This is a genomic window from Natrinema versiforme JCM 10478 (assembly GCF_000337195.1).
Lineage (GTDB): Archaea > Halobacteriota > Halobacteria > Halobacteriales > Natrialbaceae > Natrinema > Natrinema versiforme.
Genome location: NZ_AOID01000063.1, coordinates 106,103 through 119,746 on the forward strand (window position 1 = coordinate 106,103; position 13,644 = coordinate 119,746).

General features: G+C 57.9%; 9 protein-coding genes. 6 read left to right on the forward strand and 3 right to left on the reverse strand.

Features of this window, described 5'->3' with window-relative positions; genetic code table 11:
- Window positions 1-84: 84 nt before the first annotated feature.
- Together C489_RS19690 and xacF are read right to left on the reverse strand one after the other, a co-directional pair.
- Window positions 85-1,023: a dihydrodipicolinate synthase family protein gene (locus C489_RS19690; RefSeq protein WP_049891139.1), complete on the reverse strand. Its 939-nt coding sequence runs from the start codon at window positions 1,021-1,023 to the stop codon at window positions 85-87.
- Between the two features lie 213 nt (window positions 1,024-1,236).
- Window positions 1,237-2,688: a 2,5-dioxovalerate dehydrogenase gene (xacF, locus tag C489_RS19695; RefSeq protein ID WP_006433147.1), complete on the reverse strand. Its 1,452-nt coding sequence runs from the start codon at window positions 2,686-2,688 to the stop codon at window positions 1,237-1,239.
- Between the two features lie 1,150 nt (window positions 2,689-3,838).
- Here xacF and C489_RS19700 point away from each other — a divergent pair.
- From C489_RS19700 to C489_RS19725, 6 genes are all read left to right on the forward strand, one after another.
- Complete coding sequence (locus C489_RS19700) at window positions 3,839-4,876, forward strand: TRAP transporter substrate-binding protein (protein WP_239642096.1); 1,038 nt, start codon at window positions 3,839-3,841, stop codon at window positions 4,874-4,876.
- 80 nt (window positions 4,877-4,956) lie between these two features.
- On the forward strand, window positions 4,957-5,517 hold the full coding sequence (locus C489_RS19705; protein WP_006433149.1) for a TRAP transporter small permease: 561 nt from the start codon (window positions 4,957-4,959) through the stop codon (window positions 5,515-5,517).
- Window position 5,518: 1 nt separating this feature from the next.
- A complete protein-coding gene (locus tag C489_RS19710) occupies window positions 5,519-6,814 on the forward strand; it encodes a TRAP transporter large permease (RefSeq protein WP_006433150.1) in 1,296 nt (431 codons plus the stop codon).
- A 122-nt stretch (window positions 6,815-6,936) separates the two neighbouring features.
- On the forward strand, window positions 6,937-7,380 hold the full coding sequence (locus C489_RS19715) for a universal stress protein (protein ID WP_049891141.1): 444 nt from the start codon (window positions 6,937-6,939) through the stop codon (window positions 7,378-7,380).
- A 446-nt stretch (window positions 7,381-7,826) separates the two neighbouring features.
- Window positions 7,827-8,903 carry a mannonate dehydratase gene (locus C489_RS19720; protein WP_006433152.1) on the forward strand — a complete coding sequence of 359 codons (1,077 nt, stop codon included), beginning with the start codon at window positions 7,827-7,829 and terminating at the stop codon, window positions 8,901-8,903.
- 703 nt (window positions 8,904-9,606) lie between these two features.
- Window positions 9,607-10,380 carry an IclR family transcriptional regulator gene (locus C489_RS19725; RefSeq protein WP_049891143.1) on the forward strand — a complete coding sequence of 258 codons (774 nt, stop codon included), beginning with the start codon at window positions 9,607-9,609 and terminating at the stop codon, window positions 10,378-10,380.
- 919 nt (window positions 10,381-11,299) lie between these two features.
- On the opposite strand, the gene C489_RS19730 is transcribed toward C489_RS19725, so the two are convergent.
- The gene (locus tag C489_RS19730) at window positions 11,300-13,555 is read right to left on the reverse strand and encodes an NADP-dependent malic enzyme (RefSeq protein WP_006433154.1); all 2,256 of its coding nucleotides are present in this window, start codon (window positions 13,553-13,555) and stop codon (window positions 11,300-11,302) included.
- Window positions 13,556-13,644 lie beyond the last annotated feature (89 nt).

Below are 13,644 nucleotides of genomic sequence, written 5' to 3' on the forward strand. Positions count from 1 at the left end.
AACCGACCCGTTATCCGCACGATTGCAACTCTTCCAGTGCAGCTAGATCACTAGCCGTACTGCTGTTCGGACCGTGTCTCCGTGCTATTCGATGAGCGATTCGATGTCGTCCTCGAGTTGGCTGTAGAGTTCCTCGGCTTTTCGCTCTTCTTCGGGCGCGAGCGGCCGGATCGGTTCCCGGACGTTGCCGCCGTTCAATCCGGCGAGCTCGAGTCCCTTTTTGACCGCCGAGACGCTGATCGCGCCCTGAATCTCGTTTTCCTGGCCTGTTTCGTCTCGGAAGTCCTGATAGGGAAGGCAGATGTTCCGCAGTTCGCGGGCGCGTTCCCAGTCGCCGTCGGAGAGCGCATCGAACAGCTCGAGCCCGATTTCGGGGCGGAAGTTACTCACGCCCGCCGAAAACCCTTCTGCGCCTTCGGCCCAGAAGGAGACGGCGAACGGTTCTGCCAGCCCGTCGACCCAGACGACGTCGTCGGCACCCGCAGCCACGCCCGCACCGAGCTTGACCGGGTCCTTGAGCGCGTACTTGATTCCGACGACGCCTTCCACGCGGGTGAGACTGGCGAGGTAGTCGATTGACGGATCGAATCCGCGGACGTAGGGAACGAGCGGTGTCTCCGTAACCGAGGCGAGGCTTCGATAATACTCCAGTAGCCCCTGTTCATGGAGATAGGTGTGGTCGGGCGGCATGATCATCATCGCATCGACGCCGATGCGATCGTAGGCGCGAATCAACTCCTGTGCGTCCGCCGTACTTCCGCCGACGCCGGCGAGCACGCAGGCGTCGTCCGGGAGCGCGTCGACGCTCGTCTCGGCCACGTCGACGCGCTCGCTCTGGGAGAGGGAGTGATACTCGCTGATGTTCGCGGTCGCTAGAAACGTCCGAATCCCCTCGTCGTATAGGTCTCGAGCGTTCTCCGCGATCTTTTCGTGTTCGATCTCGAGTTCGTCGTCGAATGGCGTCAACAGACCGACAGCAACGCCACGGAGGTGACTCCGTACCTGCTCGGCTGACGATGACATAGTAACTGGATGTATTTGGTACGATATAAACCCATCGTCTAAAACGAATTCTGTGCGGCAGGTAAATCTCGAAATCAGTGCATCCCGGCGTTGTTTGACCGGCAACACTGTCGATTGCCTGGTTTACGTTATGATACAGAGCCAGCGATGAACGAGGTCTTCAGGTCTTCGGAGAAAAATCGAAATTGAACCGCACGCTATGAGAGAGACGAGTCAGTAGTTCATGTAGACCGTCTTCGTCGACGTGAAGAAGTCCAGCCCCGCGTCGCCCTGTTCACGGTAGGTGTCCGTCGAGGAGTTCTTGTAGCCGCCGAAGGGGACGTGCAGTTCGAGCCCGGTCGTCTTCTCGTTGACCTTCGCGACGCCCGACTCGATGTTCTCTGCGAACTGGTTGGCCTCGGAGAGATCCTGCGTGACGATACTCGCCGAGAGCCCGTAGTCGATATCGTTGGCGACCGCAAGCCCCTCCTCGAAGCTGCTGACCTTCAATACTGCCAGTACCGGTCCGAAGACCTCTTCTTGGGCGATTCGCATGTCGTTTTCCACGTCGGCAAAGACGGTCGGCTCGACGTAGTAGCCGTCGGCGTACTCGCCCTCGGTGAGCGCGTCGCCGCCGGCGACCAGGTTCGCACCCTCGCTTTCGGCGATGTCGATGTACTCGAGGCTCCCCTCGAGTTCGCTTTCGGTCACGTGGGGACCCATGTCCGGATCATCCGTACCCGGGCCGACCTCGATGGTCTCGGCGTAGTCGGCGATAGCGTCGACGAACTCGTCGTAGACGTCCTCGTGGACGATGGCGCGGGAGGCCGCGGTACAGGACTGACCGGTCGTCCCGAACGCACCGACGCCGACGATGTCGACCGCCTCGTCGACATCGGCGCTGGGCATGACGACCGTCGGGTTCTTCCCGCCCATCTCACACTGGACGCGTTTGAGGTCGTCCGCGGCGGCCTGTGCGACGGCAGTTCCGACCTGCGTACTCCCGGTAAAGGAGACGCCGTCGATGTCCTCGTGGTCGGTCAGCACGCCGCCGACCTCGCTGCCGGAGCCGGTGACGTAGTTCGCGACGCCGTCGGGCAGTCCCGCTTCGTCGAGCGCCTCGAGCAGCTTCAGGGAAACGGTCGGGGCGGCCGAAGCGGGCTTGAGGACGGCCGTGTTGCCGGCCGCCAGTGCGGGAGCGAGCTTCCAGGCCGGGATCGCGATGGGGTAGTTCCACGGCGTGATCAGCCCGACGGTTCCGAGCGGCTCTTTCTTCGTGTAGAGGTTCTTGTTCTCGCCGCTGGGCGACTTGACGGTACCGCCGAGGTCGCTGGCCTTCTGTGCGTAGTAATAGAAGATGTCGATCGCGCGCTGGACCTCGCCGCCGGCTTCACTGAGCGTCTTCCCCTCCTCCCGTGTCAGTGTCTCGGTCACCACCTCTTTCTGGTCCTCGAGGATCTGTGCCGTTTCCTTGAGGATAGCTCCTCGCGCCGGACCGGGCGTCGACGCCCATTCGTCCTCGGTGGCGACTGCGGCTTCGACTGCTTCCTCGGCGTCAGCGGCCGTCGAAGACTGGAACTTCCCGACGACCTCGGTCGTCTTTGCAGGATTCAGTACTTCGAAGGTCTCTCCAGAACGTGATTCAACCCACTCTCCATCGACGTAGTTGCGATGCACTGTCGACATTCGAATTGGTCGTTTCGTCGTTCTCTTTACGAACCTTCGTTTCTCGGCAATACTACCAGCATCGGTGACAGCGATCTTGCTGACATAGATCCACCATGACGAATACGTCTAAGTAATACAGAAGAAGAAACCAATGCGGTACCGGTCCCTTCGTCGTTGGAGATTGAGAACTCGCATCGTCAGATCGTCGATTTCCTTCCGAGAAGGTTGTCGACGGAACGGCTCGCTGATTGATTATCGACCGAGACGGCAGCAAGTAGCATTGTCACAGTGCTCCTGTGAGAACAACTGGCTTGGCTAGCATGATCCCGCCAGCGACGACCTCATGCAGCAGGTTATCCACTCCGTCAACTCATATCTGGCTTGCAGCATCGAATATGCACTACTCGTGATCGTGCTGATGGTCGCTGATGGAGTGCAAGGAGGTTGAAATTGTCTCTCTGAACTGAGAAGGGTATGCGTAGTAGAACCGAGGCTACAACCGGTGTCCGCGGCAGGCACAAGCACATCAAACCGAGTCAGCACTGCTGATCCGTCCAACTCGGAATATCCGTCCTCGAGGACGAGGGAGTCAATCCCGCACTCTCGAAACCGCCCTGCGAAGCGAAACTCGAGGGATGGGGCTGGCATTCCCGTGCAACCTGTGCGGTCGTGACCCGACGCCAGCGTTCGAGATATCCGCAACGCCCTCAAACCGTCCTCGTCTCCTACACCTTGGTTACTCTCAATCGTCCGGCCTATCAGAATACACGTAACAGGATGGGCCGTCTGGTGGATTTCTTCAATGGGCAGTCGCGAGAGGGGCAGGATGCTGATGTCACGTTCCCCGTGAAGCGTCGCACGGCCCCGTTTCAGTACTGCGAAACCGCGATCAGTTCGAGGAGATTGGACGCATCAATCGAGACGTTCGCGTTTGAGTTGCTGACTGATTGCGGACGAGTAGACCTCAGTATATCGCGTGCACACGTTGAACCATTATATACGCGAATGCTGATGTCCTTGAGACCTCTGTCGCTGTCGTGGTCGCGAAGACAGCGTCGTTGTTGTAACTCCAATCGAAGACGTGTGTTCACCGACTAGACAGGTGGGAAAGATCGGATGCCTCTTAATAATGATTAGATTTATACCCCTCCATTGCAATGGCTTGAGTATGTCTGGCAAACAGACTGCTAGGGAAGAGAGTCGACTAGGCAATGTGACGCGCCGTCAAGCCGTTAAGATGGGAATTGGCGCATCCGGACTCGCGTCTCTCGCTGGGTGTATGGGTGGTGACAGCGGTGGAACGACCATCACCATGGCCAGCGTAATGGAGGAGGGAACGTCTCTGGTCTACGCCGGTCAACAATTCAAAGAGCGCATCGAAGAGGAATCGGATGGCGACATCAGCGTCGAGTTCTCCTACGGTGGTTCGTACGGATCGGAGACCGAGACGTTCGACCTGATGAATCAGGGTGCAGTTGACATGTACACTGGTGGGTCAGACGCGTACGACATGCACGCACCCGAGTACTACTTCTTCAACTCGCCGTACGTCCTCGAGAGTTTCGAACACCAGCAGAATATCATGGAGTCGGACGAGTTCCAGGAAGAAGTGTACCCGGCCCTTGAAGAAGCAGGGATTCAGGTCGCTGGTCCTCGGGTCTACAGAGGGATGCGACATTACACGTCCAATGAACCAGTTCGTGCCCCTGAGGACGTTGACGGGATGGACCTACGGCTTCCGAGTCACGATTCGTGGGTAAAAGCATGGGAAGCTGTTGGCGCGAGTCCATCGCCCGTCTCGCTCGACGAACTCTATTCGGGTCTTCAGCAGGGAGTTGTTGAAGCGTCCGAAGGCCCGCCAGCCCAGATCGCCTCGCTCAGCCTTTGGGAAGTGCAGGACTACTACAGCCTCACTAGTCATCTCCCACAGAGCGGGCAGATGTACCTGAGTACCAGTTTCTATGAGGGACTGGACGAGTCGCAGCAGGATATGATCGACGAGATCGTCAATGAAGTCGCCGAAGAAGCAACGCAGTGGGCCCGAGACTCGGAAGAGGAACTGATCACGGAGGCCGAAGAAAACGGCATGGAAATCATCGAAGACGTTGATACGGACGCGTTCTACGAGGCAGCAGCCCCTGCTGTCGAACAGCTATTCGAAGAGACGTACGCTGGTTCGTGGGAGAAGTGGCGCGACATGGCGTAACATCCGAGCGGCATACTATCGGAGTGGTACAGCCACACTGAACCGGTGCTATTATACTATCGCAACCATTATTATTCAGCATGGATATCGATCAGTCGCTAGGATTAAAAAGAGATACATGGTACGATTGGATCGTGCTAAATGTAGCAACATTCATATTTATATTAATGTTGCTTCTGACAATATTTCAGATAACCGTCCGTGTATTCGATCTCCCAATCAGCGGGGGTGCATGGTGGACGGAACCGCTCGCACGGTATCTGCTCATCGTCGGGACATACGGTGGGGCTGCAGTTGCCTCCAGAAACGGGGAACACATCAAGATGACAATCGTTTCCACTCAGCTCGAAAAGCGAGCTCCGCTGATCGGATCGATCGTCGATATCCTTGCACAGGTCTTGACGGTCGTCTTTCTGATCATGTTGGGGTATGCCGGATTACGTGCGTCACTCCAGAACTGGGATACACCGATGATGGCCGTCGGAGCGGTGCAACAGGGATGGGTCTACGGATCAATAACGGTATTCATCGGGATGATGGTGTTCTACGAACTGATCAACCTTCGCTCTCTACTAACGACAACCAACTTCAGTCAACAACTCATGAACAAGGAAAACCGCGCGAACAAGGAGGGAGAATAGGATGGAGCTATTACTGATCGGACTCATCTTCCTCGGCGGATTGTTGTTCCTCTACGCGCTTGGCATGCCCGTCGCGGTCGCGATCGGATCAGCATGTGTCCTCATCATGCTCTCCCCGTTCGGCCCCGCTCTCAACTATGGCTTGATGTCGAACCAGTTGATGCACGGCCTGAACTCGTTTACGTTACTCGCAGTTCCGTTCTATCTCATGTTAGGCCGGTTGATGAACAGGACGGACATGACTTCGGAGGTTTTCGACTTCGCAAACGCGATATTCGGCCGAATTAGAGGTGGGATTGCCCAGGTTAATATCGGCGCAAGCGTCATCTTCTCCGGGATGTCCGGACTGGCGGTCGCTGACGCTGCGGGGCTCGGCCGGGTTGAGTACAATGCGATGCGCGATCAGGGATACGATAAAAAGACGGCAATCGGTGTCACTGGCGCGTCGTCGATCATTGGACCGATCATTCCGCCGAGTGTGCCGATCATTCTATACGGCGTGTTAGCCGAAGAGTCTATCGGGGCTTTGTTCCTCGCCGGAATTGTCCCTGGACTGCTACTCGCGGGAGTCCTCTCCGTATTCACGTATCTCGTCGTCCGATGGAAGGGATATGGGAAAGGCGAGGCCGTCGGACTCCGGACGATCGGTCACGAGTTCGTCAACGCTCTCCCCGCGTTGATTATCCCCGTATTCATCGTCGGCGGTATTCTCTCGGGGATGTTCACCGCGACGGAGGCCGGCGCGGTTGCAGTCGTCTACGCGATCGGGCTTGGCTTCTATCAGGGCTCTCTCACTGGAGGGGTACTGCTCGAGGAGTTCCGAGACGGAATGGTCGAGACGTTCTCTATTCTGTTCATCATCTCTCTTGCTATGCTCTACGGTCTCGTCGCGCTGCAGCTCCGGATACCGATTCTGTTAGCTGACGCAATTACAGGCTTTACCACGGATCCGACAGTGGCAATTCTGATCTTCGTCCCACTGTTCATGCTCATCGGGACGTTCATGAGTATCACTGCAACGATTATGATCATGGTTCCGATCCTCATGCCAATCATCGAGACGCTCGGAATCGATCCGATCCACTTCGGGATCGTCATGATCCTCTCGCTCATGACGGGCGTCGTGACGCCGCCACTAGGGTCCGTCCTCTTCGTCCTAGAGAAGGTGACCGATGCCTCGCTCGAGACCGTCATGCGCGCGATGGTCTTGTTCTACATTCCGTTGCTAATTGTCATCTTGATTGTGGCCCTCGTACCGGAAGTCTCGGTCTACGTCCCGAACAACTATTTCTTCTAGCCCGATTTCCCCGTTTTCGCGCGTTCACCCTCGCTGAGAGTGATCGGAACCTGCCGATTTAATAATCTGATCAGTGTCATCGCAGGCTGGGTTTTATATGTCCTCACGGAAATACAGAGAGTATGGATACCGTGCTTGTCGTTCAGACAGCGGATGAACCGGATCAACAACTGCTACGTACAGCAACGCGACACGCCACTGGAGTGGAAGCCGAGATCATATTATGTAGAATTGTTGATGAAAAGAAGCTACAGAATAATCTTCAACGACAGGCAAACTCGGGGCGAAAGATCGAGAGTATCGACGAGATGGAGGAGATTGCAGAGACCGAAGCGAAAGATATCGCGAGCGATGCGTTCGGTGGCGATATCTCCTACAGAGCAATGGGCCTCGTCGGGACGATCCCTGACGACATCATCCGGGTGGCCGAGGAAGAAAATTGTGAACACATCTTCATTAGCGGAAAGGAACGTTCCCCGGCCGGAAAAGCGGTTTTCGGGGATGTGGCCCAATCGGTCATTCTCCAGTTCGATGGGCCGGTAACGGTAACGACGATGTCGAGCTAACGGAGCGAGATCGGCCAACCGTCACGAGCTGATATCTAGTAGCTGTCGATATAGATCTCTTTGACGGACAGTCCGATCGTGATGGGTTCCACTCGAATAGGAGATAGCAGCGTTTATCCCACTGTGCAGTGACCCAACACATGGCGCAATCCAGTACGGTGAGTACCAGACTGCAAGTCGGCCACCGCTTCGGACCGCTCCGAGGGAACGTTGCGCCACCTGTCGTAGCTCATCGAAACTGCTAGTCCCGTGTTGCTGTCCCATAGCAAGCGGGTATACCTAGCTTTCTGGTACCCATATTCGTCCGCGTTCGATGATCCATGCTTCCTCATGTTTCTCATAATCGATACACGGGATCCGGAGTCGATGTCGATTATCACACCCATCCGAGTCGCGGTCGCTATCGCCTTCGTAACAGTTTAGTCGCCTCGAAATGAGTACAGAGTATGAGTCAGGATAGTAACGCTGACGTCCGTGTTGGCGTTCGAACACGGTCCCTTTCGGAACCTCGGCTACGGTACATTCGTCAACTGGGCGCAACGGATATTTTCGTTGATCATGCCGATACAGAGGAGGAACCCGACGAGTTCAACGACCGCGATGGAACCGACACGATCGCAGTCGGTCCAAATCAGATTCCGTCCGTTTCGGAACTCACGGCCGCTCGAGAACGGGTCGAGGATGCGGGACTTTCCTTTACGGGTATCCAATCGCTCCCGTACTCGATGTACGGAGACATCATGTTCGACCGTGAGGGTGCGGACGAAGCGCTCGATCAGATCACGACCCTGATTCGAAATCTCGGAGAGGCCGGCATCCCCATATTGGGATATCAGTGGAATCCCCGCAGCGTCGTTCCGATGCGCACGTCTCCTGTCGAAGACCGAGGCGGCGCTGAATCTACTGCTTTCGATTATGATGAACTCGACGAGCCGGACGAGTTGGCGCCTGGTATTGATCGTCCGTACACCGAAGCGGAGTTCTGGGAGAACTACCAGTACTTCCTCGAAACCGTTCTTCCGGTAGCCGAGGAGGCAGGTGTCGACCTAGCGCTTCACCCGGTTGATCCGCCGAGTCTCGAGTCGCTCGGTGGGATTCCGCGTCTGTTCCGCAACGTGGAGAACTTCGAGAAGGGGATGGAGCTAGTCCCGAGCGATAATCACGGATTGAAGCTCTGTCTGGGCTGTTTCTCACAGATGGGTGAGGACGTTACCGATGTCATCCGCCGATTCGGCGAGCGCGACCAGATTACCTTTATCCACTTCCGTGACGTCGTCGGCACGATGCCGAAGTTCCACGAGACGTTCGTCGATAAAGGCAACTTCGATACCGCTGACGTGGTGCGAACGCTCCACGAAATCGGTTTCGAGGGACCGGTCATTCCCGACCACGTCCCGAAGATGGAGGGTGACGACGACTGGCGTCACCGAGGACGTGGATTTACTGTCGGATACCTCCGTGGTGTCATCGATACGGTCTGTTCGGAAACAACTCGGACAACGCCGACAGCCGAGGCCGAGTAGATTGAGACGTCTCCATTTCGTTCGTTGACGCGACCGGTACGAATCCTCCTGTCGTTGACTAAAGCCGTATACGAATCAGAGAACGTTCAGTAACGGGCTTGATGACGAGAGAACAAACCCGTAGTGCCCACAGAGGCGAGAAGCGACGAATACATCATCCGGTTGTTGATAGTGACAATGCAGATGTAATGATAATACTCTCTGTCCTCATTCACTGTCTCGGTGACTATCTGGAGTGGATCTCTCTACTCACCGATGGCCACTTCCAACTCGTTTCGGAACAACTTCAGTTCCCCTCTGGCGAACTTTACAACTATGTGTATGTGAGCAAAAGGCCAGCATACATCACATACATATGGTTGTAAATGAAGGGGGTATTTCGATCGATATACAGTACGCAAAATTTCCGGTTCCGTCTATTACGCCCTAAGACAATGATATCTGGGTTCTCAGGAATATTTTCGCATGGGGAACACCAAATCCGGTCTCGAGGAATCAACCATACTGTTCGGAAGATTTTCCAGAGGGCAGCCGCGACTGGTGAGTAACTAATAGAGAGCGATATGCCCAGCTGACTCATAAATTGTTGAGACATATAATTTCTAAACGAATAATGTCACCATACGAAACATAGAAGACCAACCCTGGTAGAGTTCGCCTCTGGGGAACAAGCTTATGAGGCTGAAACACACTACCCCTCTGTATGGCAAACGCCCCTAACGAACGCACCGGACGTCGGATTCAATCAGTCGAGATTGCCTTTACCGTTCTCGACGCCGTTCGGAAGAACGACCGGCCCAGCGTGACCGAACTCGCCGACGAACTCGGCCACTCGAAGAGCACGATCCATAGCCACCTCCAGACGCTCGAGAGCGAGGAGATCATCGTACGGGAGGAGGACGGCTACCGGTTGAGTCTCCAGGTACTCGACATGGCCAATGATGTCCGCGATCAGATCGCCAACTACGACGTGATCGTTGACGCGGTCGACGAACTGGCGAACGAAACGGGGGAGATCGCGCAGTTCGGGATCGAAGAACACGGGCACGTGTCGTATCTCTACAAGGCGAGGGGGAATCAGGCCGTCGAAACGGCCTCGCGCGCTGGCGGGAAGCAGCCGATGTACTCGACCTCGCTCGGAAAGGCTCTCCTCGCGTTTCTCCCCTCCGACAGACAGGAGGAAATCGTCAGCAAGGCGGCGTTCGAACAACGGGGCCCGAAAACGATCACGGATCGGGCGGGTCTCTACGAGGAACTCGAGGCGACCGCTGAACGGGGGTACGCAATCGATGACGAGGAGAACATCGAAGGACTTCGCTGCGTGGCCGCACCCGTCCGGAACGGGACGTCGGTCGTCGGCGCTGTCAGTGTCACTGGACCAGCCAGTCGAATAGCGGACGACGACTTCCACGGTGAACTCGCTGAGAGCGTCCAGCGAGCGGCGAACGTTATCGAACTTAACACCAAGTTCTCGTAGGACCGAATCGGTCGAGGGATTCACCGTCGCCTTCCTGCGAGAAACCGGTGTGCTGGAGAGAACGGCAGTGACGGACACTCTGTCGCAAGTTTCCGCGGCTCGTGATTCGTCGCTGGCCCCGGGCCGAGACAGGAACGGAAAAAGAGCATAGTATTTATTCTCCTTCGTGCCCGGTGGTTCCACCTCGAGAACGCGCCGGTTGAGGGGGCGACCGATGACGGCTCTCCGAAGCGGACTGAACTGTTCACCGGCCTCATAACCGAAATTCTGGACTCAACGGGACCTCGAAGGCGTAGCCGGCACGAACCGCCGACGCGAACAACTACGACGGCGAGAAACGGTCGTTCAAGCGTCCCGGAACGGGTGCATGGGGTCGGAGTACACCGATCTCTCCGTTTTCAAGGACCAGTCGACCTTCGGCGGCTACGGTTCCGACTACCGCTTGGCGAGCCGCGAGCTCCGTGGCGACACACGGAGTTCGAGAAGCCATCGAACTGGCCGACCCGGACAACGATGTATGGCTCTCTGGGAGCTATAGCGAACACTGTTCTCGAAGCGATGCTTCTCTCAACCTCGGGGGCACAAGCCTGATAACGAACGTCTATCGCCGCACCGGCGACGACCGATAGCGAGAGCGGACAACGGAGTCCCTCGAGGCCTGGTGCGAGTGCATCGTCAAAACGGCGCGATCACCCCCGACAACGTCGGCCTGTCGGAAGAGATCGGGGTGTACCGAACGGGAAATGGTATGGTTCTACAGACAAAGCAGGCCGAGTGTCTCGAGGCTTGACTCCGAGCGGTTCACGGCTGGTCATGGAGCCGTTGGCACTCCGTCGGAATTGATCCCGCTGTCGCTGCGGAGAACGCCGTTCTGCTTGAGGGCGACCGGAGAATACCGCCGGAATTCCGGACCGGCCGGTCAGGACTCGTCGTCCTGTGCGTCGACGGTCGCGACGGCCGCGAGGTTCACGATGTCTTTGACCTCGTCGCCCCGCTGGAGGACGTGGACCGGCTCGTCCATCCCGACGAGCATCGGGCCGATCGCGTCCGCCCCGCCCAGCCGCTGGAGCAGCTTATAGCCGATGTTGCCCGCCTCGAGGTTCGGGAAGACCAGCACGTTCGCCGGCTTCTCGAGGTCGGTAAAGTCGTAGGTACCGGTCAGCATCTCTTCGACGACGGCCGTGTCGGCCTGCATCTCGCCGTCGACGGGGAAGTCGACAGCGGGATCGTCGCGGAGACGACGGGCCGCTTCTCGGGGCTTTCGGGTCCCTTCGTTGTCGACGCTGCCGAAGTCCGAATAGGAGAGCAACGCGGCACGTGGTTCGACGTCGAACCGGCGGGCGAGTTCGGCGGTGTGTCGGGTGACCTCCTCGAGGACGTCCTCGTCGGGGGCCTGATTGACCGTCGCGTCGGCGACGAAGATCACGCGGTTCTTGAACGTGAGCATGTAGACGCCCGCTGCGTAGTCGGCGTCATCCGCCGTGCCGACCACCTGCAGCGGCGGCCGCAGCGCGGACGGGTAGTGGTTCGTTAGTCCGGTGAGCAACGCGTCGGCGTCGCCGCGATCGACCATCACGCTGCCGAAGTAGTTGGTGTCGTCGCGGATCATCGACGCGGCCTCGCGGCGGGTGACGCCGTTGCGCTTCCGGCGCTCGTAGAGGTGGTCGGCGTACCCCTCGTAATCGCCGCTCTCGGGGTCGACCACGTCCGGTTCGAACTCGAGGCCGAGGTTCGCGATCGTACTGCGAATGTCGTCCTCGTCGCCGATCAGGACCGGTTCGGCGATCCCGCGCTCGACGATCTGAGACGCCGCTCGGACGATCGTCTCGTCGGTCCCCTCGGCCAGCGCGATCCGCTTTGGATCCGACTTGGCCTTGTTGAGGACGACGCGCATCATCTCGCGGGATTTCCCGAGGCGGGCCTCGAGTCGCTCGACGTACTCGTCGATATCGATGTCGACGCGGGCCGCGCCCGAATCGATCGCGGCCTGTGCGACCGCGGGGGCGACTTCGAAGAGGACGCGGGCGTCGAGTGGCTTCGGAATGATGTAGTCAGGACCGAACTGCAGCGGTTGGTCGCCGTAGGCTTTGACCACCGAATCGGGAACGTCCTGTTTGGCCAGATCGGCCAGCGCCGACGCCGCCGCGACCTTCATCTCTTCGTTGATCTCGGTGGCGCGGACATCGAGTGCACCCCGGAAGATAAACGGGAAGCCGAGGACGTTGTTGACCTGATTCGGGTAGTCCGAGCGACCGGTGGCCATGATAACCGTATCGTCGCGGGCCGCTTTGGCCGACTCGTAGTCGATTTCGGGGTCCGGATTCGCCATCGCGAAGATGATCGGGTCCGCGGCCATCGAGCGGACCATCTCCTGACTGACGATGTCGCCGGCGGAGAGGCCGACGAACACGTCCGCACCCTCCATCGCGTCCGCGAGGTCCCCCTCGGGGAGGTCTCGAGCGAACTCCCGGTTGTACTCGTTGAGGTCGCCGGATTCCGCCCGTTGGGTCGTCAAGACACCGTCGATATCGCACATCGTGATGTTCTCGCGTTTGACGCCCAGAGAGACGTAGAATCGGGCCGTCGCGAGCGCTGCCGCGCCTGCACCGGCGAAGGTCACCTCGAGCTCTTCGAGATTCTTCCCGGAGATTTCGACGGCGTTGAGCAGGGCTGCGCCCGAGATAATCGCGGTGCCATGTTGGTCATCGTGGAACACCGGAATCGACAGCCGCTCGCGGAGTTGCTCCTCGATAGTGAAACAGTCCGGTGCCGCGATGTCTTCCAGATTGATCCCGCCGAAGGTCGGTTCCATCGCGGCGACCGAGTTGACGAACGCGTCCGGATCGTCGAGATCGAGTTCGATATCGAAGACATCGATGTCAGCGAACCGCTTGAAGAGGACGCCTTTCCCTTCCATGACCGGTTTCGAGGCCTGTGCGCCGATATCGCCGAGGCCGAGTACGGCCGACCCGTTCGAGACGACGCCGACGAGGTTCCCCTTCGTCGTGTACTGGTAGGCCTCGCCCGCGTCCGCGTCGATCTCCCGACACGGTGCGGCGACACCCGGCGAATACGCCAGTGAGAGGTCCCGTTGCGTGTTCGTCGGTTTCGTCGTCGATATCTCTATCTTCCCCGGCGGGGCGGTCCGGTGATACTCGAGCGCGTCTTCGTCCATTATCGTCTCGAGTGTCTCTGGCCGACCGATAAAAGTGTGCGGTTGCGATCAATTGTTCCCATCTATGTGAAATAATCGGTTAGAAATGA

What these genes read in the sequence shown, in the direction of transcription:
- C489_RS19710 (WP_006433150.1), top strand. Translation starts at nt 5,519, where the DNA reads ATGGAGCTATTACTGATCGGACTCATCTTCCTCGGCGGATTGTTGTTC.
- C489_RS19690 (WP_049891139.1), bottom strand. Translation starts at nt 1,023, where the DNA reads ATGTCATCGTCAGCCGAGCAGGTACGGAGTCACCTCCGTGGCGTTGCT.
- C489_RS19725 (WP_049891143.1), top strand. Translation starts at nt 9,607, where the DNA reads ATGGCAAACGCCCCTAACGAACGCACCGGACGTCGGATTCAATCAGTC.
- xacF (WP_006433147.1), bottom strand. Translation starts at nt 2,688, where the DNA reads ATGTCGACAGTGCATCGCAACTACGTCGATGGAGAGTGGGTTGAATCA.
- C489_RS19700 (WP_239642096.1), top strand. Translation starts at nt 3,839, where the DNA reads ATGTCTGGCAAACAGACTGCTAGGGAAGAGAGTCGACTAGGCAATGTG.
- C489_RS19730 (WP_006433154.1), bottom strand. Translation starts at nt 13,555, where the DNA reads ATGGACGAAGACGCGCTCGAGTATCACCGGACCGCCCCGCCGGGGAAG.
- C489_RS19720 (WP_006433152.1), top strand. Translation starts at nt 7,827, where the DNA reads ATGAGTCAGGATAGTAACGCTGACGTCCGTGTTGGCGTTCGAACACGG.
- C489_RS19705 (WP_006433149.1), top strand. Translation starts at nt 4,957, where the DNA reads ATGGATATCGATCAGTCGCTAGGATTAAAAAGAGATACATGGTACGAT.
- C489_RS19715 (WP_049891141.1), top strand. Translation starts at nt 6,937, where the DNA reads ATGGATACCGTGCTTGTCGTTCAGACAGCGGATGAACCGGATCAACAA.